The sequence below is a fragment of the Gemmata obscuriglobus genome (genome assembly GCF_008065095.1).
GTDB lineage: Bacteria > Planctomycetota > Planctomycetia > Gemmatales > Gemmataceae > Gemmata > Gemmata obscuriglobus.
This window is the reverse complement of the sequence record NZ_CP042911.1, coordinates 7,444,235-7,466,184: the sequence shown is the minus strand read 5'-3', so window position 1 is coordinate 7,466,184 and position 21,950 is coordinate 7,444,235. Positions and strand designations below refer to the sequence as shown.

Genomic DNA, 21,950 nt, shown 5'->3' with positions numbered 1-21,950 from the left:
ACCGAGGAACTGTACCCGTGCTCATCCAGCCCGAGGGCCAGCCGCAGGGGGGAAAAAGTCCCGCCGGCAGGCGGGACAATGGGCGATCCGTTCGGCCTGTTGAACCGTGGCCCCTTGGGCCGCCAGGGTGCGGGTGTGTGGTCGGGTCGGGCACGGCTCGCCACACACCGGACACGGAACCTGTTCGGGCACCTTCCGGGCCTGCTGGTGGAGCATCTGCTGGAGGGCACCTTCGGTGAGCCCTTGTGCCGCCGCGGTGGCGATCTGCTCCATCGTCCGGAAGTCCACGTCCAATCCCGGCCCGTCGTCCCCGAACGCCCGCTTGGAAACGATTTTGCCCCACTCCGCCGCCAGTGCTCGAAGGCGGTCGAGTTCCTCGGCCGTGAAACGCGGTGTGCTCATGACTCGCCCCGCACGAGAGTTGCGGCGAAATCGCCCCGCGCTTTTCCTATCCCGTGCCCCGAGGACCGCAAGGCCTACTGCAAACCGTGGCGTGACCTCTGCGACGACTCGCTCCATCGACTCGGGTTGGATCACATCGACCTGTACTATCAGCACCGCGTGGACCCGAACACCCCGATCGAGGACACCGTCGGCGCGATGGCCGAGCTGGTGAAGGCCGGGAAGGTCCGCTACCTGGGGCTGTCGGAAGCGTCCGCGGCCACGATCCGCCGGGCACACCGGGTCCACCCGATCACCGCGCTTCAGAGCGAATACTCGCTGTGGTCGCGGGACGTGGAACACGACATCCTGCCGACGCTTCGCGAGTTGGGCATCGCGTTCGTGGCGTACAGCCCGCTGGGCCGCGGGTTCCTGACCGGCGCCATCACTAAACCGACGGACCTCGACAGCGGGGACGCCCGGTCCCAGCGGTTCCCGCGGTTCGCGGGCGCCGCGTTCGACCAAAACCTCGCGCTGGTGGAGCGGGTGAAAGCGATCGCGGCACGAAAGGGCGTCACGGCGGGTCAGCTCGCGCTGGCGTGGGTGCTCGCCCAGGGCGACGATGTCGTTCCCATTCCCGGGACAAAGCGGCGCAAGTACCTGGAGGAGAACGCCGCGGCTGCGGCGGTGCGGTTGCAGCCAGCGGAAGTAGCGGAGTTGAGTGCGGCGGTCCCAACGGATGCGGTTGCGGGCGAACGGTACTCGGAGGCGAGCATGAAAACCATCGACCGCTGATCGGCCGGATTGCTCCGGTTGTTTCGATTGCGCCGGGCGCCAGCGCGCCGGGCTGCGGTACTCGGAAAACGGGTCGCCGGTGAGCGGAACAAGAGATGCTTCACATCCTTATGCCCAATTATCGCCCAAGGAAGTGAGCACCCATGACTCGCATTCTCCTAACTTTCACGGCCGCCCTTGCGCTTGCAACGGCCAGCGCCCGGTCCGCTTCAGCTCAGATCGTCGTTTACAACGGAAACATACCCTCTCCTCCGGGATTCTACGTCGCCGACACCCCGCCGTTCTACAACGGATTGCTGTTCAGCAACGGTGTCATCACGGCGTTCCCGGCACCTCCGCCCGCTTACTACTCGCCGTTCGGTTATGCTGCGCCGTATTCGTACCGCTCGGCGTACCCGGGGCGGTACTACTACTCGTCCCCGGCACCGAGCACGTGGCGCCCGCGAGTCACGGGTCCGTGACGCGACGCCATTGCGTGTTCGTGTCCGCGCACCGGGCCGCCGCGGGCGTTCCACTTGGAGGAACGCCCGCGGCGGCCCGGTGCGCGGAATGCGTTATTCCGTCAGCCCGAAGTCGATCGGGAGCCGGCGCCAGGCGCTGTGGATGTGGTTCGCCGGGGTCTTCGCGCTGTCGGCTTGCACGTTCAGGAACTCTACCACGAACTCCGGACCCTGTACGCGGTAGGTGTACGGCTCGCCCGGCTTCGGGCCGCCGCTGTACGCGAAGTACAGCTTCTCGTCGGGCGTGCCGGTCACCTTCTTGATCTCGGCCGCCGCGAACTCCTCCGGCATCCGGTCCGCGTACGCCGTCACGAGTTTCAGCAGTGTCGCCTTCTGTTCGGCGGCGAGTTTGTCGGCGGTGATCCCCACCGGCGCGCCCACGTTCGCCTTCGGCTGCCCCTCGTTAATTTCCGGGAACGCTTTCGGCTGCTTCGCGAGCTTGTTCTGGTCGTCCTTCAGCGAGCTGATGAGCGCGCGGGCGTGGTCCTCGATTTCGGGCAGCGGGCGCAGGCCCTTCTTCGGGCCGGCTTTCACCTCCGCGGGGTTGCTCGCGAACAGGATCGGGGCGCCGGCCACCACCTCCCCCTTGTCGATCGTGTAGTTCACCGACAGGTGGTGCCCCTCGAACCGCCACCCCCACTTCCCGGTACTCGACGGCTCGCCGAAGATGCTTACGAAGTACCAGTTGCTGTTGCGGGTCATCGCGCCCTTCGGCCCCTCGAGTTCGAGCAGCAGGTTCTCGAGGTCGATGATCGTGGTGGCCTGCTCGTACCCCTTCGCCGAGAGGCCGGACCGCAGCAGCGCCAGGGCGGCCTTCTTCTGGTCCGCGGTCATCTCTTCGAGCCGCGCGCCCTTGCGGGTGAACTTCTTCTCCTTGTCCTGTTGCGGGGTGAAGAACCACGCCGTGCGGTGCTTGTCGTTGAAGTCGAAGCGGGCCTTGGTTTTGAGTTCGGGGGTGAGCGACGCCAGAAACGCGTTGGCGGACGCGGTCATCTTCCCGCCGGTCGCCTCCGGGGCGGAGGTGCCGACGAGTGCCACGCCGGCCACCGCGGCCAGTGTGAGGATCAGAACGGGAATGCGGACGCGGGTCATGGGTGAGAGGCTCCTGACTGAGGTAGGCCCTCGACATGTTAAGCGGTGCGGGGACCGGAAGCACTGCTAAACTGATCTCAGTAGTTCCAGGTTCCAAGTTCCAGTTTCCAGGTTGAGAACCCGTTCGGCGCAAGCTCCGGGCCATTCGCGTGGCGTTGGGCTTTGCGTGGAATTTGGAACCTGGAACCTGAAACTGCTGGATTCCGATAGCTCCGAACCACCCCAGCCGGGAACCGACGCGATGTCCGCGCCTGCCGAACCGCTCCAGGTTCTTGTGATCGACGACGACAAGACACTCGCGGAGACGATCTCCGAGAGCCTGGACCGGCGCGGCCACTCGTGTACCGTGGCCACCGGCGGAAAGGCCGGGGTCGCGAAGCTCGAGCAGGAAGCGTTCGACGTGGTGCTCACCGACCTCAAAATGGCCGACCTGCACGGGCTGGAGGTGGTCGAGCGGTGCAAGCAGTTGCGGCCCGAGGCCGAGGTGTACGTCATCACCGGGTTCGCGGACGTGAAGACCGCCGTCGAGGCCATGAAGCGCGGGGCCGCCCACTACCTTCAAAAGCCCCTCGACCTCGCCGAGCTGCGGGCGGTGATCGAGAACTCGGCCAAGCGGGTCGGCACGCTGCGGGAGCTGCGCCGCCAGCTCGACGAGAAGTTCGGGTTCGAGGGCGTCGTCGGCAACAGCCCGAAGATGCAGCGGGTGCTCCAGCTCTTGAAGGCGTATGCCCCGTCGAGTGCGTCGGTGCTGATCCTGGGCGAGAACGGGACCGGGAAGGACCTGGCGGCCCGCGCGCTGCACACCAACGGCCCACGCCGCACGAAGCCGTTCACCGCGATGAACTGCGCCGGGCTGACCGAGAGCCTGCTCGACAGCGAGATGTTCGGGCACGAGAAGGGGGCGTTCACCGGGGCGGACCGGCAGCGGGTGGGCCGGTTCGAGCACGCCCACGGCGGCACCCTGTTCCTCGACGAGATCGGCGACATGCCGCTGTCGCTCCAGGCCAAGCTGCTCCGGGCGCTGGAGAACGGCGAGGTGGTCCGCGTCGGGACCAACGAGCCGCTCAAGGTGGACGTGCGCATCATCGCCGCGACCAACAAGGACCTTCAGAAGGAGGTGGAGGCCGGGCGGTTCCGGCAGGACCTGTACTTCCGGCTCAAGGTCGGGACGGTGAAGCTGCCCCCCCTACGCGAGCACCGCGAGGACATTCCGCAACTGGTGTCGCACTTCCTGAAGGAGTTCGCGCGGCGCGACAACAAGCCCGTCCCGAAGGTGGCGCCGGCGGTGTGGAAATCGTTCGAGGGATACGACTGGCCCGGGAACGTGCGCGAGCTGCGCAACCTGCTCGCGAGCATGATGGTGCTGGACCTGGACGGCGAGCTGACGCCCGACGACTTCCCCGAAGACCCCGGGGTGAAGCCCGCCGGGACCGCCGAGCGGCCGCACGGTCCGGACCAGTTGGTCGGCCGGCCGCTGGACGAGGTGGAGCGGTACTACATCGAAAAGGCACTGGACCTCACCGGCGGGAACCGCGAGGAGGCCGCCCGCTTGCTCAACATCAGCGAGCGGACCCTGTACCGCAAAATCCAGGAGTGGAAGAAGGGGGGCGAGAAGCCGCCCGAGAAGCCCGCCGAATGAACCGCTACCGGCGTCCCCCCGCCCGGCCCGTACCGGTATAATGGCCGCATGGGAACCGATCAGCCGTCGGAATTGTCGAACCTCGTCCGCCGCGCCCACGCCTACACGCGCCGCGCCGAGTACCCCAAGGCGCTGGAGGCGTTCTCCGCCGCCATCGACCTTGAGCCGGCCGACGCCGAGCTGTACTTCCACCGCGGCAACGCCTACGCCGCCGCCGGGCGGCACGCCGAGGCGGTCGCGGACTTCACCCAGGCCGTCGAGCTGCGCCCGGACTACGCGGAGGCGTACCACAACCGCGCCACCGCGCACGTGGACGCCGGCGACCTGGACGCGGCCCTGGCCGACTACACCCGGGCCGTCGAACTCGACCCCGAGGACCCCGACGCGATCAACGGCCGCGCGGCGGTGTACAGCCGCCAGAAGAACTTCGACGCGGCGTTCGCCGACTACGAGACCGCCGCGAAGCTGGCCCCCGACACGTTCCGCGTGTTCTTCAACCGCGCCAACGCGCACTCGTCGCTCAACAAGCACGAGGACGCCGTCACCGATTACACCGCCGCGCTCCGCATCAGCCCGCGGAGCGCCCGCGCGTACCTGTACCGTGCGATGTCGCTCGAGGCCCTCGACCGCACCGCCGAGGCGCTGACCGACCTGAGCACCGCGCTGCGGCTCCAGCCGACCAGCGCGGAGGCGTTCTGGCAGCGGGCGCGGGTGTACGCGGCGTGCGACGAGCACGAAAAGGCCGTCGCCGACTTCACCTGGCTCCTGAAACTGGACCCGAAGCACGCCGACGCGCTCAACCTGCGGGGCGTGTCGCACGCGGAACTCGGCGAGCACGCGAAGGCCGTTGCCGACTTCACGCGGGCCATCGCGATCGATCCGAACGACGTGGCCCCGTGGTTCAACCGCGGGCTGTCGCACACCCGCACGCGCGACACGCAAGCGGCGATCGACGACTTCACGAAGTCGATCGAGCTGGCGCCGGACGACCCCGCGGCCTACGTCCAGCGCGGGTACGCGTTCCACGAGCTGCGCGAGGCGGACCGGGCGGTCGCGGACTTCACCCGGGCCATCGACCTGCGGCCGGACAGCGGGCGGCCGTACTTCGGCCGGGCGCTCGCCAACCGCCGCAAAGGTGACCTCCACGCGGCCGTGGCGGACGCGTCCGCGGTGATCGAGCGCAACCCGCAATCGGACTCGGCGTACAACCTGCGTGCCTCGCTGCGGCACCAGATCGGCGACCTCGTCGGAGCGCTGGAGGACCACCAGAAAGCGTTCGAGATCGACCCCGACGACGCGGCCACGCTGAACCACCTCGCCTGGATCCGCGCGACGTGTTCGCAGGACGACCTGCGCGACGGCGCGGCCGCGCTGCGTGACGCCCTTCGCGCGTGCGAGCTGACGAACCACGAGGCGCCGGGGTACGTGGACACGCTCGCGGCGGCCTACGCGGAGCTGGGCCGGTTCGAGGAGGCCGCGACGTGGCAGGAAAAGGCAGTCGAACTCGCGCCGGAGGCGAGCAAAGCCGATTACGAATCGCGGCTCACGCTTTACCGCGAGGGCAAGCCGTTTCGCGACCCGCCTCCCGCAGAACCTCAAGTCTGAAGAGTGTGATTCGGCCTTTCGGTCCGCAGGGCGGTGCTCACGGTTTGTGACCCGCGGGCTTGTGGCTCGCCGGGGTCGTGAACACGCGGAGCAGTTCGTCCGTGTCTTCTTCGGCCGGTTCGGGTTTATCGGGCTCCGGTGCGGTTCCCTTCTTCGCGCCGTACTCCTTCGCTTCGCTGATGAGCCAGTCGGTGAACTCCTGGCACGACGCGACGCCGCACCCGGCCCGGCGCGCGGCGTCGGCGATGCGGGCGTCGTTCGAAACGACCGTCACGGTCCGGGGCTTCGGCTCCACCTCGACCAGCTCTTCAATCACGTCGTCCGCGGTGCGCTGGTAGGCGAACCGGACCCGCACCCCGCGGTGAACCATTTCGAGCGACGGGGCGGGGGCCTGCTGCGCGTCGAACACGACGCGGGCGCTCGCAATGCGGCCCTTCAATCTGCTCGCCAGCCAGTCGAGGAACTTGGTGCGGGCGCGTTCGAACTGCGGCGCCGGCGTCTTGCGGCCCACGAGCCCGAGGGCGAACATCAGGTTGTAACCGTCGATGAGGAACGTCACGGCACACCTGCCCAAGTAATGAACGTGATGTGATTATATCATGAACCGGCCTTCCCTGCGGAGCGCGACCGCTCCCGAGGCGTTCTCCGCGGTCCGTTCTTCTCTTACACGAACCCACCCGCGGTGTCGCTTTCTTGACGAGCCGCGACCGCCAGGGAGCGGTGCCACGTATCCCGCTCCCTGGCGGTCGCGGCTCGTCAAGAAAGCGACAATATTACCGGGTACGTGTATCTGTGGAACGCGACCGGCTCGGCCGCGTTCGCAGCGGAGTGCCGCCTTACTGGTGTGGTCGCATGATTGTGAAGCGAAAAGCGCCGAAGGCCGGGCGTCGCGACGCCCGGCCTTCGGTGTTATCTATCGAAAATCGGCCGGAGGATCGGCCGTCAGAGCAGCCAGCGGGTCAGTCGGCGTCATCTTGCGACGATACCGGGGCGTCGGCCGAAGTCGGATCGGGCACGCGGTACTTGCCGTCGAGCCACCGCCCCAGATCGATCTTGCGACACCGGGCCGTGCAGAACGGGTAGTCGGGATACTCCTGCCAGTTCCCCGGCATTGCCGCGTCACAGATCGGACATTGCACCTTATTCATCGGCTCCGCCCTGTCGCGACTTCGGAAATTATCCCAACAACCCGGACGACCGGAGCCCCGCTCACTTATCCTTCTTCTTCGCGCCGCCGGTGCCCTTGCTTTCGCTCTTCGTTTCGGTCTTCGGCGTGCTGTCGGCCGCCGGGGTTTCGCTCTTGGTTTCCTTCGCCGCCTCACCCCCGCCGGATTCGCCGCTCTCGGACTTTTGACCCGCCCGGCGGTAGTCCGTCTCGTAGAACCCGCCGCCCTTGAAGATGATTGCGCCGCCCCCGCCGAACAGCCGCTCGAGCTTGTTCTTCTTGCACGCGGGGCACTTGGTCAGCGGCGGGTCGGAGAACTTTTGGAGTTCGTCGAACGTGTGCCCGCACGCGTTACAGCGGTAGTCGTAGGTAGGCATCGCGGTTCCGAGGTCCGGGTTCCGATCCCCAAGTTGAGAACAACAGTGCCGGACGGGTTCCAACAACTTGGGGCTTGGAACCCGGAGCGGCGAACTACTCCGACGCCACCATCACGGTGGTCGGCCGCAGGACGCGCTCGTGGAGCGTGAACCCGTGCTGGAGCACCTGCACGACGCTGTCGGGCGGGAATTCGGTGCCCGGCTGCTTCATCACCGCTTCGTGCTTGTTCGGGTCGAACGGGCTCCCCGGCTCGCACACGATGCGCAGCACCCCGTGCCGCTTCAGCGCGTCGAGGAACTGGGTGTAGGTGGCGGCCACGCCGACCGCCAGGGGGCCGGTGTCGCCGGCCCGCTTCGCCGCCTCCACCGCGCGGTCGAGGTTGTCGAGCGCGGGCAGCAGGTCGCGCATCACGCCCTCGGCGGCGTACTTCCGGTCCGTTTCGGCGTCGCGGAGCAGGCGCTTGCGGGTGTTTTCGAAGTCCGCGAGCTTGAGCTTGTAGTTGCTCAGTTCGGCCTCGCTGGCCTCAAGTCTGGCCCGCACCGCAACGAGTTCCGCGGCATCGGCGGCCGGGGTCGGTTCGGTGGTCGCGTCGGCAGGTGTTTCGTCGGCCATCGTGAGATCCCGAGACAGCAAAGGTCAGAGGTCAAAGGACGGAAACCAAAAATCCGGCAGAAGACAAAGGTCAAGAGGCGAGCGTTTCAGCGAACAAACGGCTCGTGACCTCTGACCTCACTTCTTCTCATCTTTTGGAGGGACGTCACCGCTCACAAGATCCTTCAATTTGCCGAAGATCCCCTTGCGCGGGCCTGGGACGGTCGCCCCTTCCAGTTCCGCGAGCTTGCGGAACAGTTCTTCTTGCTCCGCGGTCAACTTCGTGGGGGTTTCGACCACCAGTTGCACGAGCAGGTCGCCCTTGCGGCGCGGGTCGTCGAGCCACGGCATCCCGTGGCTCGGCACGCGCACGACCGTGGAGTGCGTCTGGCTGCCCTTCGGCACCTCGATCGTCACCTTCTGGTTCGTCAGCGTGGTGATCTCGAGCGAGCCGCCGAGGGCGGCCCGGCTGAACCCGATCGGGCACTGGCAGATCAGGTTGTGCCCGTCGCGCTCGAACACCTTGTGGTCCGCCACCCGGATCACGAGTTCGAGGTCCCCCCGCGGCGCCCCGGGCTCGCCGGCGTGGCCGCCGTTCGGGTACGTGAACCGGACCCCGGTGTCCACCCCCGCGGGGATGTTGACCGTGACCGGCTCGCGCGCCTCCACGCGGCCCACCCCGCGGCACCCCGGGCACGGGTCGGTGATAACCACCCCGCGACCGTTGCACCCGCGGCACCGGGTCCGCGTGGCGATCCCGAACCCGGTGTTGACGACCTCGAAGCCCTGCCCGCGGCACCGGCGGCACTGCGCCGGCTGGGTGCCGGTCTTCGCGCCGGAGCCGCCGCACTCGCGGCAGTTCTGCTCCGACGGCACCGTGAATGTCTTGCTCACCCCGGTCGCGGCCTCGAGCAGGTCGAGGTCGAGCACCGCGGTGATGTTTTCGCCGCGGCGCGGGCCGCGGGACCGGCGCCCGCCCCCCCCGCCGCCGCCGAAGAACCCGCCCAGGAAGTCCCCGAGCAGGTCGCCGAGGTCCATCCCGCCCGCGTCGGCGCCGGCCGCCCCGCCCTGGACGCCGGCGTGCCCGTGACGGTCGTACCGGGCGCGCCGGTTCGGGTCGTTGAGCACCGTGTACGCCTCGTCCACCTCGGCGTACCGCACCTTCGCCTCGTCGTCCCCGACGTTGCGGTCCGGGTGGTACTGTTTCGCGAGCTGCCGGTACGCCTTGGTGATCTCCACCTCGGTGGCCGTGCGGGTGACGCCCAGAACCTCGTAGAAGCAGCGCTTTTCAGCCATAGCAAAGAGTGGGCCGTGAGCAGGGGGCGGCGGGCAGAAAAGAAGGACACACTCCCATAATAGCGTGCGGGCAGCGGGCGGTGAACGCGGGGGGCCGCTCTTCACCGCTCGCTGCCCACCGCCGGCCGCCCGCGCCGCGTCACGCGATCGCGCCGGTCACCTTCGACTTCTTGTCGTCCTCGTCGATCCGGGTGATCATCACCTCGGTGGTGAGCATCAGGCTGGCGATGCTGGCCGCGTTGGTCAGCGCGCTGCGGGTCACGCGGAGCGGGTCGAGGACGCCGGCCTTGAACATGTCCTCGTACTTGCCGCTGTTGGCGTTGTACCCGATGTTCGGGTCCTTCTCGCCGCGGGTGGTCACCTCGTCGGCGATCACGGCCCCGTCCACGCCGCCGTTCTCGGCGATGGTGCGGATCGGCTTCAGCAGCGCCCGGGCCACGATCTCGGCCCCGATGCGCTCGTCGCCCTTCAGCTTCTCGCTGAGCGCCTCGACCACCGGGACGCACCGCAGCAGGGCCACCCCGCCGCCGGGGACGATGCCCTCGGACACCGCGGCGCGGGTGGCGTGCAGCGCGTCCTCCACGCGGCCCTTGGTCTGCTTCATCTCGGCCTCGGTGGAGGCCCCGACCTTGATGATCGCGACCCCGCCCAGGAGCTTCGCGAGCCGCTCGGAGAACTTCTCCTTGTCGTACTCGCTCTCGGTCTGGTCCATCTGGGTGCGGATGGTCTGCGCCCGTGCCTTGATGGCCGCCTCGCGGTCGTCGTCCGGGTCCACGATGATGGTGCAGTTCTCCTTGTCCACCGACACCTGGTCGGCGTGGCCGAGGAGGGCGAACACCTTCGGCGTGGGGCGGGCGCCGCGCTGCTGCTCCGCCGCGCTCGGCTCCTCGACGCTGTCGAGCTTCACGCCCAGGTCTTCGCTCACGAACGTGCCGCCGGTGAGGACCGCGATGTCCTCCATCATGGCCTTGCGGCGGTCGCCGAAGCCCGGGGCCTTCACCGCGCACACCTCGAGCAGCCCGCGCAGCCGGTTCACCACCAGCACCGCGAGGGCCTCACTCTCCACGTCCTCGGCGACGATCAGCAGCGGCTTGCGGGTCTGCGCGACGGCGTCGAGCAGCGGCAGCATCTCGCGCACGTTCGAGAGCTTCTTCTCGAACAGCAGGATCGAGACGTCCTTCTGCTCCCACTTCAGGTCGGGGGTGTTGACCACGAAGTACGGGGACAGGTACCCCTTGTCGAACTGCATCCCCTCGACGAACTCGTGGACCGTCTCGGCGGTCTTGCCCTCCTCGACGGTGATGACTCCGTCGCGGCCGACCTTCTCGAACGCCTCGGCCATCAGCTCGCCGATCTTCGGGTCGTTGTTGGCCGAGATCGCGGCGACCTGCTTCAGCTCTTCCTTCTTCGACACCTTGCGGGTGAGCTGCGTCTCGAGGTGCTCGACGGCGGCCTTCACGGCCTTATCGATGCCCCGCTTGACAGCCATCGGGTTGGCGCCGGCGGTGATGTTCCGCAGCCCTTCCTGGTAGACGGCCAGCGCGAGCACGGTGGCGGTGGTGGTGCCGTCCCCGGCGGTGTCGCTGGTCTTCTGGGCGACCGCGTTCACCAGCTTGGCGCCCATGTTCTCGAACGGGTCGGCGAGGTCGACCTCCTTCGAGACGGTCACGCCGTCCTTGGTGACGGTCGGCCCGCCGAACGACTTGTCGATGATGACGTTGCGGCCGGTCGGCCCGAGGGTGGAGCCGACCGCCTTGGCCAGCTTCTCGGCCCCGGCCAGGAGCTTCTTCCGCGCGTCGTCGGTGTAGAGCAGTTGCTTCGCCATGATGTCTCCAGATGGTGATTCACCGCGGAGGGCGCAGAGTGCACAGAGAGAAAGCAAGAGCAGGGCTCGTGTTCTCAATCTCTGCGTTCTCTGCGTCCTCTGCGGTGAAATGGGTTTAAATCACTAGTTCAGCTTGCCGAGGATCTCGGACTCGCGGACGATCTTGTACTCTTTGCCGTTCACTTCGACGTCCGAGCCGCTGTACTTGCCGAACAGCACCGTGTCGCCGACCTTCACGGCCAGTACGGTGCGGGTGCCCTTGTCGGTGAGCTTGCCCGGGCCGACCGCGATCACCTTGCCCTGCTGGGGCTTCTGCTTCGCGGTGTCCGGCAGCAGGATGCCGCCGGCGGTCTTCTCTTCGGCCTCGGTGGGCTCCAGCACCACGCGGTCGTCGAGCGGCTTGAGGACCAGTTGCTTGTCGCCTTTTGCCATGATTCGCTCCGATCCTATCGTGTTTGGTTTTTCGTGTCTGGTGTTTCACGTTCGGCGCTCGGGGGCCGGCGCTCGTGTTTCGCTCGAGCGCTCCGCCCCCCGGCACTCGCGAGGCGTTACATCATCCCGCCCATGCCACCCATGCCGCCCATCCCGCCCATGCCGCCCATGCCACCCATGCCTCCGCCGTGATCGTGGTCGTGGTGGTCGCCGCCGGCCTTCTTCGGCTCGGGGATGTCGGCGATCATGCACTCGGTGGTGAGGAGCAGGCACGCGACGCTGGCGCCGTGCTGGAGGGCGCTGCGGGTCACCTTCACCGGGTCGATGACGCCCGACGCGCGGAGGTCTTCGTATTTGTCGGTGTCGGCGTTGTAGCCGTAGTTCTTGTCCTTGCCCTTGAGGACGTGGGACACGACCACGGTGCCGTCCTTGCCGGCGTTCTCCGCGATCATCTGGCACGGCATCGCGAGGGCGCGGTACAGCACGCCCATGCCGGCGGCCTCGTCGCCCTCGGCCTTCATCGCCTTCTCGAGAACCTTGCGGGCGTTCAGCAGGGCCACGCCGCCGCCCGGGACGATCCCCTCGGCCAGGGCCGCGCGGGTCGCGTGCAGGCTGTCCTCGTACAGCGCCTTCCGCTCCTTCATCGCGGTCTCGGTGGCGCCGCCGACCTTCACCTGGGCCACGCCGCCGGCGAGCTTGGCGAGCCGCTCTTGCAGCTTCTCGCGGTCGTACTCGCTCTCGGTCTTCTCGATCTCCTTGCGGATCGACTCGGCCCGGCCGGTGATGTCCGGCTTCTTGCCCGCACCTTCGGTGACGGTGGTGTTCTCGGAGTCGATCTTCACCTTCTTGGCGCGGCCGAGCATCTTCTCGGCCACGACGGTCGGGATCGCGCCCTTCGGACCCGGGGTGGTGGCGTCGATCTGGACCGCGAGGTCCTTGAAGATCGCCTTACCGCCGGTGAGGATGGCGATGTCTTCGAGCATGGCCTTGCGGCGGTCGCCGTAACCCGGGGCCTTCACGGCGCACACCTGCACCACGCCCTTGAGCTTGTTGAGGACGAGGGCCGCGAGCGCCTCGCCTTCGATGTCCTCGGCGATGATGAGGAGTTGGACCTTCTCCTTCGCGGCCCACTCGAGCAGCGGGATGATGGTCTTCAGCGAGCTGATCTTCTCTTCGTAGATCAGGATGTACGGGTTCTCGAACTCGCAGGTCACCGTCTCGGGGTTGGTGACGAAGTGCGGGGACAGGTACCCGCGGTCGAACTGCATCCCCTGGACGACCTTGATCTCGGTGTCGGCGCTCTTGCCCTCTTCGATGGTGATGACGCCGTTGGTGGCGCCGACCAGCTTCATCGCCTCGGCGAGCTTCTTGCCGATCTCCTTGTCGTTGTTGGCCGCGATGCTGGCGACCTCAGTGATGGACTTGTTGTCCTTCGGGTCGATCTCTTCGGCGATCTTGTGGAGCTCTTCCACGACCTTCTCGACGCCCTTCTGGACGCCGCGCACGACGGCCATCGGGTCGTGCCCGCCGGCGACGCTCTTGAGCCCCTCGCGGAAGATGAACTCCGCGAGCACGGTGGCGGTGGTGGTGCCGTCGCCCGCCACGTCGCTGGTCTTCGAGGACGCCTCCTTGACGAGCTGCGCGCCCATGTTCTCGAACGGGTCCTGGAGCTCGATCTCCTCGGCGACGGTGACGCCGTCCTTGGTGACGTTCGGCGCGCCCCAGCCCTTATCGAGCACCGCGTTGCGGCCGCGCGGCCCGAGGGTGGAGCGGACGGCCCGGGCCAGCTTGCTGGCGCCCGCGAGGAGCTTCTGCCGTGCGTCATCCGCGTACGAAAGTTGCTTCGATGCCATCGGTTCTACCGCTCTTCTGGGGTAACGGATTTAGCTATTGGCCGCTCGCATGCAACAGGCGTGCCGTCAAAAGCTATCGTTGCAACCCATTACCCAACAATGCTTTGCTGGCACCGACTCGGGAGAAGCGGCCGACCGCGGTGTCAGAGTGGCAGGAACCGAGAACCGGACCAAACGCGAAATGTCAGGTACGAGTATTGAGCCTGCCCCCACTACCCCGCCGAAGCCGTGAGACCGCGGGCGGGATCAACCGCCCATGAAGATGCGCCAGATGTCGCGCATGAAGCCCTTCGTGCTGGTGTCGCGGGGCGGGTTGGCTGGGTCCACCGACCCGGCTCCCGAGCAGGTGAAACAGCGCTCGGTCTTGCCTTCAACGGTTGCTTCGCGTCGCCCTTCACAGGTCGGGCACATGAACGGCATCCACCCGAGCGGCCCGGGTTCGTACTCGTACACGCCGCTGCCGGCGCACAGCTTACAGTCGGGGTTCCGCCGACACGCACAACGAATTCGCTTCGGCATCGCAGTGATCTCTAAAGGAGAGAGTTCTATCGACATTTTACAGCGCAGAACCGGGTCCGCGGGTTGACGCCCCTGTTCGGGCCGGCTCGAACAGGGGTCGAACCGGCCCGTTTCCGATCTTCCGCTTCGTCCGGTTCCTGCCGGATGTCCTGGCACGCGGTTCGCAAATGACACAGCAGGCGGTTCACGGGCGCCACGAACCGAGTGGTTCAGCGGGTGCCGAACTCTCGAAAGGTTAATGCCATGCGCGCAATACTCACGACCGCGACCCTGTTCGTACTGGCGGGAAGTCTGTCGGCGGGGGACAACGAACCGGTGCTCGACCCGGCCAAACTCGTCGGGAAGTGGGAAGCCAAGGGCGACCCGGAGAAGCGACTGGTTGTGTTTGAGTTCGAGGAACAGGGCGGGCTCGTCGTGCGGATCACCCGCAAGGGCGAGGAGAGTAAGGCCGCGGGCAAATATCAAATCGAAGGGCGTACCCTCACGCTCACGCTGAAAATCGCGGGCGTGGAAGACTCGCGCTCGGTCACCGTCGCCAAGCTGACCGACGGTCAACTGTTCGGAACCGGTGAGAAGGGGCGTCCGCTGCTCCTCGTGCGCATGCGGGACAAGTGAATGCGAGCGAACGGCGCACACTTGAGCCAACGAACGCGCGGCCGACGGCACCCGCCGGCCGCGCACCATTTCACCCCTCCATGTGTGCCTTAGCAACAGTCACTTCGACGTCACCGCTGGTGTCCGCGGGGTCGTAACGCAGAGTCACGGGCCGCGCCGCGGCGACGACCGGGTGCAACTCCACAACGACAACTTCAATGTCGCTCCAGGACGTGTCGCCGTTGTACAGCACGTCGGTCGCGCCGCAGCGCCGGGCGGTGGTGCTTGACGTTAAGAAATCAGGTGCGCCTGGAGGACAGCCGGCTCATCCCTCGGCGTGGTCGGCGTTCGGCTCGGTAATGATAACGTTGGCGCCGCGGGACGAGAGGGTACCGTTCGCGACCGACACCGGAAGAGCGGCCGTGAACACAACCCGGACCTCGTGCAGAACGACCTCAATGTCGTTCCAGGGCGTGCCGCCGTAGCTCTTGCCGTCTTTCAGGTTAAGCATGTGGGCGCGCACGTCGTTCATCCGGCGCCACGTCTTGCCCTTCGCGCTCCACCGGACGCGGCTCTGGCTGGGCGAGCGTCCTTCGGAGAACAGCCCGTCGGACTTGCGCCGGATCTTGAAGTACACCTCCGACAGCCCGGCGCGGCCGCGCTCGATCGCGGCTTCGTAGCGGCGCCCCTGTTCGTCCAGCCAGTCCGCGTACGCGGCGCGGGCCGTGTGGTCGTTCGGGTTCGTGTCCAGCGTGGCGAGGAACCCGCGCTCGTCAGCGGTCATGCGCTCGTGCCCTCCGACGGGATGCGGAAATAAGGAAACCACGAAACCGCCCGGAACGGAATGACCGTTCCGGGCGGTTTCGTGGTTTTTTACCCGCGCGAACTCCGTCTCACGTCCCCGCGCGAAGGGCCGCTTCGATCCGCGCCCGCACCTCGCCCTTCGGGATGCGCTCCTGCTTGAGCGTGTCGCGGTCGCGGAGGGTGACGGTGCCGTCCTTCATGGTGTCGCCGTCCACCGTGATGCAGAACGGGGTGCCGGCCTCGTCCTGCCGCCGGTAGCGCCGCCCGATGGCGCCGCTCTGGTCGTACACGACGTTGAAGTACGGCTTCAGCTCGCGGTACAACTCCTTCGCGGCCTCGTCCATCCCGTCCTTGTTGACGAGCGGGAAGATCGCGGCCTTGATCGGCGCGAGCCGCGGGTGGAACCGCATCACGATCCGCGTCTCGGTGCCGCCCTTCGCGTCCGGCACGCTGTCCTCGCTGTACGCCTCGCACAGCACCGCGAGCGTGAACCGGTCGGCCCCGGCCGACGGCTCGATCACGTGCGGCACGAACTGGAACCGCGCCTTCTCCTCCTTTTCGAGCTTCTTCTTCTCTTCCTCGCGCTTGGCCTTGTCGTCCTTGAACGGCTCCAGGCGCGTTTGCAGCAGCGCGTTCCAGCCCTCCTCGTCGAAGTAGCCGAGGTCTTTGCCGCTGTGCTTCGCGTGGGCCGAGAGGTCGAAGTTGCCGCGGTGCGCGACCCCTTCGAGTTCCTGCGGCTCGTCCGAGAACGGGAACAGGTACTCGATGTCGGTGGTGCCGATCGAGTAGTGCGCCAGCTCCTCCTTGCCCTGCTCACGCGGGACGAGGTTGCCGCTCTGGATGCCGAGCGTGCTGTACCACTTCTTGCGCAGGTCGCGCCAGTACTGGTACCACTTCATCGATTCGTCCGGGTGGCAGAAGAACTCGATCTCCATCTGCTCGAACTCGCGCGACCGGAAGGTGAAGTTCCGCGGGTTGATCTCGTTGCGGAACGCCTTACCGACCTGCGCGATCCCGAACGGCAGCTTCAGCCGCGACGAGTCGAGTACGTTCTTGTAGTTGGCGAAGATCCCCTGCGCGGTCTCGGGCCGGAGGTACACCTTGTTCTCGTCCGACGCGATCGGCCCGGCGTGCGACTCGAACATCAGGTTGAACGCCCGCGGCTCGGTCAGCGTGCCTGGGACATCCACATCAGGTCCGATCACGTGCGCAAGAATGACTTCCGGAGAACCAAGTGACAGCAGCGGCTTAAAGACTTTATTTGCCTCGATTTTGTGCTTTTTAATATAGCTTTCGAGCTTCTTGACTGCGGCTTTCATTGCCGGCTCATCTCCGTTCGGAAATGCCCAAGCAATATCACTAGGCTCTCCGGCGCGGGGAATCGGGAATTCCGCTGTTGATGCGTGGACAACCATGAGCTGATCTGCCCGATATCGTTTCTTGCTCTCCTTACAGTCCATCATCGGATCCGAGAACCCGCCGACGTGACCGCTGGCGACCCACACCTTCGGGTTCATGATGATCGCGCAGTCCAGCCCGACCATCCGGATCTCTTGGCCGTCCGGCCCCGGGGGCGGGTTGCGGACCATGTCCTGCCACCACGCCTCCTTGATGTTCCGCTTCAGCTCGACGCCGAGCGGGCCGTAGTCCCAGAACCCGTTGATCCCGCCGTAGATTTCCGAGGACTGGAAGATGAACCCCATGTCCTTGCAGAACTTGGCGAACTTCGCCATGTCCTCGATCTTCTTCGCCATCGCGCGTACCTCTTTCTCTCGACCGGGCCTGTCAGCGGAGCTTCCCGCGGCCCGGTCATGTGCGAAGCCCTTGGCCTGGACCCCGCTAAGTGGTGGAGAGCCGCCGCGGGTGTCGGGTTCGGGCGAACCTTGCCGCGCGGCGTGGACATGATACGGACTGGCCCGCCCTCGCGCTTGTGGCCCGCACCGGTCCGGGGCTACAATCGGGGCACGCTGCACCGCCACGCACACCCGGAGCCTGTTGTGAAGCGAATCATTTCGGCCGTCGTGCTCGGCGCCTGCGCGCTGGCGGTGGCGCACGCCCCGGCCGCAGAAGTGCCGCCGGCCCCGCGGGTCATCACCGACCGTGACGCGCTGTTCCGCAAGCCGCAGGTGCTCGACCTCGTCATCACCCTCGACAAGAAGGAGACCGAGGCGCTCCAGCGCGACCCGCGGAAGTACGTCAAGTGCTTGCTCAAGGACGGAAAGGACGAGTACGTCGATGTGGGCATCCACTTGAAGGGCGCCGCGGGCAGCTACCGCGACTTCAACGACAAGCCGGGCCTCACGCTGAACGTGGATAAGTTCACCGACGCGCAGCGGTACCGCGGGATGGAGAAGCTCCACCTCGCGAACTCGGCGCAGGACCCGAGCTTCCTGTCGGAGCTGATCTGCGGCGAGATGTTCCGCGCCGCGGGCGTGCCGGCCTCCCGGATCAGCTTCGCGAAGCTCACGCTCAACGGCCGCAGCCGCGGGCTCTACTACATCAAAGAGGGGTACGACAAGACGTTCCTCAAAGAGAACTTCGGGAGCAGCAACGGCAACTTCTACGACGGCGGGTTCCTGCGCGAGATCGACCAGCCGCTGGAGGTGAACCCCGGCAAGGGCGACGTGAAGGACCACGCCGACCTGAAGGCGCTGTGGGCGGCGGTGCGCGAGCCGAACGAGCGGAAGCGGTTCGAGAAGCTGGAAAAGCTCCTCGACCTTGACCGGTTCATCAGCTACATGGTGATCGAGATGATCACCTCGGACTGGGACGGGTACCCGTCGAAGTGCAACAACTACCGCATTTACCACGACCCGAAGACGAACAAGATCACCTTCATCCCGTCCGGGATGGACCAGATGTTCCACGACATCAACTGGCCGATCATGCCGGACTGGGGCGGCGGCGTGGCCCGCGAGCTGATGAACACGAAGGAGGGCAAGAAGCGCTACCTCGCCCGGCTCCGCGAGATCATGGACAAGAAGATCTACAACCCGGTGGCCCTCATCCGCCGGCTCGACGAACTGGAAGCCGTCGTGCAGCCGGCGCTGGCCACGGTCGATCGCGGCGCGGCCCGCGACTACAAGAACCAGGTGAACCGGCTGCGGTTCGCGATCAAGGAGCGGGAGAAGATCGTCAACGACCAGATCAAGCGCCTGCCGCCGGAAAAGTGACTCCAGTAGTTCAAGTTCGCGCGGCCTTGGCGACCGGGCGTGAGACCCGAGTACGCGGAGGCTACACCCGCCTGCTGACGCAGGCGGTTCGACCGGGGTCTGTCGAACCGCCTGCGTCAGCAGGCGGGTGGCGCATACTTGTGATCAACTGGAAACGACTGGAGCCCGAGTTACGCGCGACGACGCGCTCCCGCCCCTCGTTCTTTTTGACTTCCGACGTGTGCCCGAACCGGGGCGGCAACGCTGGCGTTGCCGCCTCGGTTCGGGTACGCTCAGCGAATCCCGCCTGTGTCCGGCCGTCCGGAGTCCCGCCTCATGCCGATGCACCTCTCCCTCCCGTTCGCGCTCGGGATCGTACTGCTCGCGGTACGAACCGGCGCCCCCGCAGCCCCGCCGGAACCGGTCGTTTTTGAGCGGGATGTCAAACCGATCTTTGCCAAACACTGCGCGTCGTGCCACGGGGCCGAAAAGCAAAAAGGCGGGTTCCGGCTGGACCGCAAGGCCGACGCCCTCGCCGGCGGCGATTCCGGCAAGGCTATCCAACCCGGCAAATCCGCCGACAGTCACATCCTCAAACTCGTCACGAGCACCGACGCCGACACCCGGATGCCCCCGAAGGGAGCGGGGTTGAGTGCGGCCGAAGTCGCCGTGCTGAAGCGGTGGATCGACGACGGCGCGAAGTGGCCCGACGACGGCTCGGCCGCCGCGAACCCGCTCGACTGGTGGAGCCTTCGGCCGCTCAAGCGGCCCGCCGTTCCCGGCGCTGAGAAGGAGCATCCCGTTGATGCGTTCGTCCGCGCGAAGCTCCGGGAGAAGGGGCTCGCGCCCTCACCCGAGGCCGACCGGCGCACGCTGATCCGGCGGCTGTACTTCGACCTCATCGGCCTGCCGCCGGCGCCGGAGGAGGTGGACGCGTTCGTCGCGAGCACGGCCCCGGACGTTTACGAGCGGCTCGTGGACAAACTGCTCGCGTCACCGCAGTACGGCGAGCGCTGGGCGCGACACTGGCTCGACGTGGTCCACTTTGGTGAGACGCACGGGTACGACAAGGACAAGCCGCGCCCGAACGCCTGGCCGTACCGCGACTACGTCATCCGCGCGCTCAACACCGACAAGCCCTACGGCCGGTTCGTGACGGAACAGGTCGCCGGCGACGTGCTGTACCCCGGCACCGTTGACGGGATCGAGGCGCTGGGGTTCCTGGCGGCCGGGCCGTGGGACCTCATCGGCCACGCCGAGGTGCCTGAGTCGAAGGTCGATGGCAAGATCGCACGCCACCTCGACCGGGACGACATGGTCGCGAACACGGTCGGCACGTTCATGGGGCTGACGGTCCACTGCGCCCAGTGCCACAACCACAAGTTCGACCCGATCACGCAGGAGGATTACTACAAGCTGCAAGCGGTGTTCGCGGCCCTCGACCGCACCGACCGCGCTTACGATGCGGACCCGAAGGTTGCCACCCGGCGCGCGGAGCTGGAGGGGCGCAAGAAGGCCGCGACGGCCACACGGGCCGCACTCGAAACTGCGGCCCGGAACAAGGCCGGGGCCGACCTCGCCGCGATCGAGAAGCAGATCGCCGACGCGGCCCGCCCGGCCCCCGCATCCAAGCCGCCGGAGTTCGGCTACCATTCGGCGATCGCGACCAAGCAGGACGCGGTAAAGTGGGTTCAGGTCGATCTCGGCGCGAGTCAGAAACTGGACCGTGTTGTGCTGAGGCCGTGTCACGACGACTTCAACGGCATCGGCGCCGGGTTCGGGTTCCCGGTCCGGTTCCGGATCGAACTGAGCGACGATCCGGCGTTCAACACGAGCACAGTTTTAGCCGACGAAACCGGGAAGGATTTCCCGCCCCCCGGTATGGCGCCGTACCGCGCGACGGCCGGTGCCCGAACGGGCCGATACGTCCGCGTGACGGCGACCAAGCTCGCGCCGCGACAGAACGACTACGTCCTCGCACTGGCCGAACTTGAAGCCTTCGACGCCGCGGGCAAGAACCTCGCCCGCGGTCGCCCGGTGACCGCGCTCGACAGCACCGAGGCGCCGGTGCGGTGGCGGAAGTCGAACCTGACCGACGGGCTGGCCGCTCCGGGGCCGGCGTTCAACGCCGGGGAGCGCGCCCGGCTCGCCGAGCGGCGCGACACGCTGCTGCGCGCCGCGCTCGGGGAGAAGGAAGCCGCCCGGCTCGGCGAGCTGGGGGCCGACATCGCCGCGATCGACGCCGAACTCGGCGCGCTCCGGGCCGCCCGCCGGGTGGCATACGTCGGCGCGGTCCACACCGGCAGCGGCACGTTCGTGGGCACCGGGGCGAGTGGCGGCAAGCCGCGGCCGATTCACGTGCTCGCTCGCGGCGACGTGACCAAGCCTGGAAAAGAAGTGGCGCCCGGGGCGATCGGAGCCGTTCCCGGTGCGAACGCGCACTTCGCCTTGCCTACCGGTCACGGCGAGGGCGAACGGCGGGCGGCGCTGGCGCGGTGGCTGACGGACGCGAACAACCCGCTCACCTGGCGGGTGATGGCGAACCGCGTGTGGCAGTACCACTTCGGCCGCGGGATCGTGGACACGCCGAACGACTTCGGCAAAATGGGGCAACTCCCCACGCATTCCGAACTGCTCGATTACCTCGCCAGCGAGCTGCGCGAGCACCAGTCGCTGAAAAAGCTCCACAAGTTGATCGTCACGAGCCAAACCTACAAGCAGGTTTCTGGTTCGAATGAGGCGAACACGAAGGCCGACGCCGACAACCGCTACCTCTGGCGCCAGAACCGGCGGAAGCTCGAAGCGGAGGCCGTTCGCGACTCGATCCTTGCAGCCGCCGGAAAGCTCGACCTCACCGCCGGCGGGCCGAGCTTCCAGGACTTCGTGATCGAGAAGCCGGAGCACTCGCCGCACTACCAGTACCACCTCCACGACCCCGAGGACACGAAGACGCACCGGCGTGCGGTGTACCGGTTCGTGGTGCGGTCGAAACAGCAGCCCTTCATGGCCGCGCTCGACTGCGCGGACCCGTCGCTGGCGGTGGAGAAGCGGAACGAAACGCTGACGCCCCAGCAGGCTCTGGCGCTCCTGAACAACCGGCTCTCGGTGGCGATGGCGAAGCACTTCGCGGCCCGGGTCGAGAAGTTGGGCGCCACCGACGCGGAGCGAATGACCGCCGCGTTTCGGCTCGCGCTCGGGCGCGCGCCCACGGCGGCGGAGCGGGACGCGCTCGCGGGCTACGCGAAGGAGCACGGTCTGGCGAACGCGTGCCGCGTGGTGCTGAACCTGAACGAGTTCGTGTTCGTGGATTGACCCCTGGGACCGCGGCC

The 21,950-nt window shown here is 67.1% G+C and carries 20 protein-coding genes and 1 pseudogene; 7 read left to right on the top strand and 14 right to left on the bottom strand.

Features of this window, described 5'->3' with window-relative positions:
- Positions 1-21: 21 nt before the first annotated feature.
- Entirely contained in the window at positions 22-402 is a 381-nt protein-coding gene (locus tag GobsT_RS30740; RefSeq protein ID WP_010035721.1) for a hypothetical protein, read from the bottom strand.
- A 90-nt stretch (positions 403-492) separates the two neighbouring features.
- Here GobsT_RS30740 and GobsT_RS30735 point away from each other — a divergent pair.
- Together GobsT_RS30735 and GobsT_RS30730 are read left to right on the top strand one after the other, a co-directional pair.
- A pseudogene (locus GobsT_RS30735) lies at positions 493-1,176 on the top strand (aldo/keto reductase); the annotation flags it as partial.
- Between the two features lie 143 nt (positions 1,177-1,319).
- Entirely contained in the window at positions 1,320-1,637 is a 318-nt protein-coding gene (locus GobsT_RS30730) for a hypothetical protein (protein ID WP_148087932.1), read from the top strand.
- Between the two features lie 93 nt (positions 1,638-1,730).
- Here the strand turns inward: GobsT_RS30730 and GobsT_RS30725 are convergent, their stop codons facing one another.
- The gene (locus GobsT_RS30725; RefSeq protein WP_109570757.1) at positions 1,731-2,768 is read right to left on the bottom strand and encodes a DUF3500 domain-containing protein; all 1,038 of its coding nucleotides are present in this window, start codon (positions 2,766-2,768) and stop codon (positions 1,731-1,733) included.
- 241 nt (positions 2,769-3,009) lie between these two features.
- On the opposite strand from GobsT_RS30725, the gene GobsT_RS30720 reads away from it, so the two are divergent.
- Both GobsT_RS30720 and GobsT_RS30715 read left to right on the top strand, forming a co-directional pair.
- Entirely contained in the window at positions 3,010-4,407 is a 1,398-nt protein-coding gene (locus GobsT_RS30720; RefSeq protein ID WP_010050709.1) for a sigma-54-dependent transcriptional regulator, read from the top strand.
- A 48-nt stretch (positions 4,408-4,455) separates the two neighbouring features.
- A complete protein-coding gene (locus GobsT_RS30715) occupies positions 4,456-6,012 on the top strand; it encodes a tetratricopeptide repeat protein (protein ID WP_010050711.1) in 1,557 nt (518 codons plus the stop codon).
- Between the two features lie 37 nt (positions 6,013-6,049).
- Here GobsT_RS30715 and GobsT_RS30710 read toward each other — a convergent pair whose 3' ends face one another.
- From GobsT_RS30710 to GobsT_RS30670, 9 genes are all read right to left on the bottom strand, one after another.
- Positions 6,050-6,571, bottom strand: a complete 522-nt coding sequence (locus GobsT_RS30710) for an NYN domain-containing protein (RefSeq protein ID WP_010050713.1) — start codon at positions 6,569-6,571, stop codon at positions 6,050-6,052.
- Positions 6,572-6,971: 400 nt separating this feature from the next.
- The gene (locus tag GobsT_RS30705) at positions 6,972-7,160 is read right to left on the bottom strand and encodes a DNA gyrase inhibitor YacG (protein WP_033200259.1); all 189 of its coding nucleotides are present in this window, start codon (positions 7,158-7,160) and stop codon (positions 6,972-6,974) included.
- A gap of 61 nt (positions 7,161-7,221) precedes the next feature.
- Positions 7,222-7,554, bottom strand: a complete 333-nt coding sequence (locus tag GobsT_RS30700) for an FmdB family zinc ribbon protein (protein WP_010052533.1) — start codon at positions 7,552-7,554, stop codon at positions 7,222-7,224.
- Positions 7,555-7,648: 94 nt separating this feature from the next.
- Positions 7,649-8,167 (bottom strand): nucleotide exchange factor GrpE, encoded by a 519-nt coding sequence (locus GobsT_RS30695; RefSeq protein WP_010052531.1) that lies wholly within the window; start codon positions 8,165-8,167, stop codon positions 7,649-7,651.
- Positions 8,168-8,284: 117 nt separating this feature from the next.
- The gene (gene dnaJ / locus GobsT_RS30690; protein WP_010052529.1) at positions 8,285-9,442 is read right to left on the bottom strand and encodes a molecular chaperone DnaJ; all 1,158 of its coding nucleotides are present in this window, start codon (positions 9,440-9,442) and stop codon (positions 8,285-8,287) included.
- A gap of 139 nt (positions 9,443-9,581) precedes the next feature.
- Positions 9,582-11,267, bottom strand: a complete 1,686-nt coding sequence (gene groL, locus GobsT_RS30685; protein ID WP_010048351.1) for a chaperonin GroEL — start codon at positions 11,265-11,267, stop codon at positions 9,582-9,584.
- Between the two features lie 123 nt (positions 11,268-11,390).
- Positions 11,391-11,699: a co-chaperone GroES gene (gene groES, locus GobsT_RS30680; protein ID WP_010048354.1), complete on the bottom strand. Its 309-nt coding sequence runs from the start codon at positions 11,697-11,699 to the stop codon at positions 11,391-11,393.
- A 116-nt stretch (positions 11,700-11,815) separates the two neighbouring features.
- Complete coding sequence (gene groL / locus GobsT_RS30675; RefSeq protein WP_010048355.1) at positions 11,816-13,552, bottom strand: chaperonin GroEL; 1,737 nt, start codon at positions 13,550-13,552, stop codon at positions 11,816-11,818.
- Between the two features lie 246 nt (positions 13,553-13,798).
- Positions 13,799-14,071: a hypothetical protein gene (locus GobsT_RS30670; protein ID WP_010048357.1), complete on the bottom strand. Its 273-nt coding sequence runs from the start codon at positions 14,069-14,071 to the stop codon at positions 13,799-13,801.
- 243 nt (positions 14,072-14,314) lie between these two features.
- On the opposite strand from GobsT_RS30670, the gene GobsT_RS30665 reads away from it, so the two are divergent.
- A complete protein-coding gene (locus tag GobsT_RS30665; protein WP_010048359.1) occupies positions 14,315-14,686 on the top strand; it encodes a TIGR03066 family protein in 372 nt (123 codons plus the stop codon).
- A gap of 70 nt (positions 14,687-14,756) precedes the next feature.
- Here GobsT_RS30665 and GobsT_RS38315 read toward each other — a convergent pair whose 3' ends face one another.
- The 3 genes from GobsT_RS38315 to GobsT_RS30655 form a co-directional block, all read right to left on the bottom strand.
- Positions 14,757-14,918, bottom strand: a complete 162-nt coding sequence (locus GobsT_RS38315) for a hypothetical protein (RefSeq protein ID WP_010048361.1) — start codon at positions 14,916-14,918, stop codon at positions 14,757-14,759.
- A 72-nt stretch (positions 14,919-14,990) separates the two neighbouring features.
- Entirely contained in the window at positions 14,991-15,449 is a 459-nt protein-coding gene (locus tag GobsT_RS30660; RefSeq protein WP_010048364.1) for a TIGR02996 domain-containing protein, read from the bottom strand.
- A gap of 109 nt (positions 15,450-15,558) precedes the next feature.
- Entirely contained in the window at positions 15,559-17,223 is a 1,665-nt protein-coding gene (locus tag GobsT_RS30655) for a glycine--tRNA ligase (protein WP_010048366.1), read from the bottom strand.
- 243 nt (positions 17,224-17,466) lie between these two features.
- Here GobsT_RS30655 and GobsT_RS30650 point away from each other — a divergent pair, with 243 nt between their 5' ends.
- Together GobsT_RS30650 and GobsT_RS30645 are read left to right on the top strand one after the other, a co-directional pair.
- A complete protein-coding gene (locus GobsT_RS30650; protein ID WP_010048368.1) occupies positions 17,467-18,642 on the top strand; it encodes a CotH kinase family protein in 1,176 nt (391 codons plus the stop codon).
- A gap of 315 nt (positions 18,643-18,957) precedes the next feature.
- Positions 18,958-21,933 carry a DUF1553 domain-containing protein gene (locus tag GobsT_RS30645; RefSeq protein WP_010048334.1) on the top strand — a complete coding sequence of 992 codons (2,976 nt, stop codon included), beginning with the start codon at positions 18,958-18,960 and terminating at the stop codon, positions 21,931-21,933.
- The last annotated feature ends 17 nt before the right edge of the window (positions 21,934-21,950 follow it).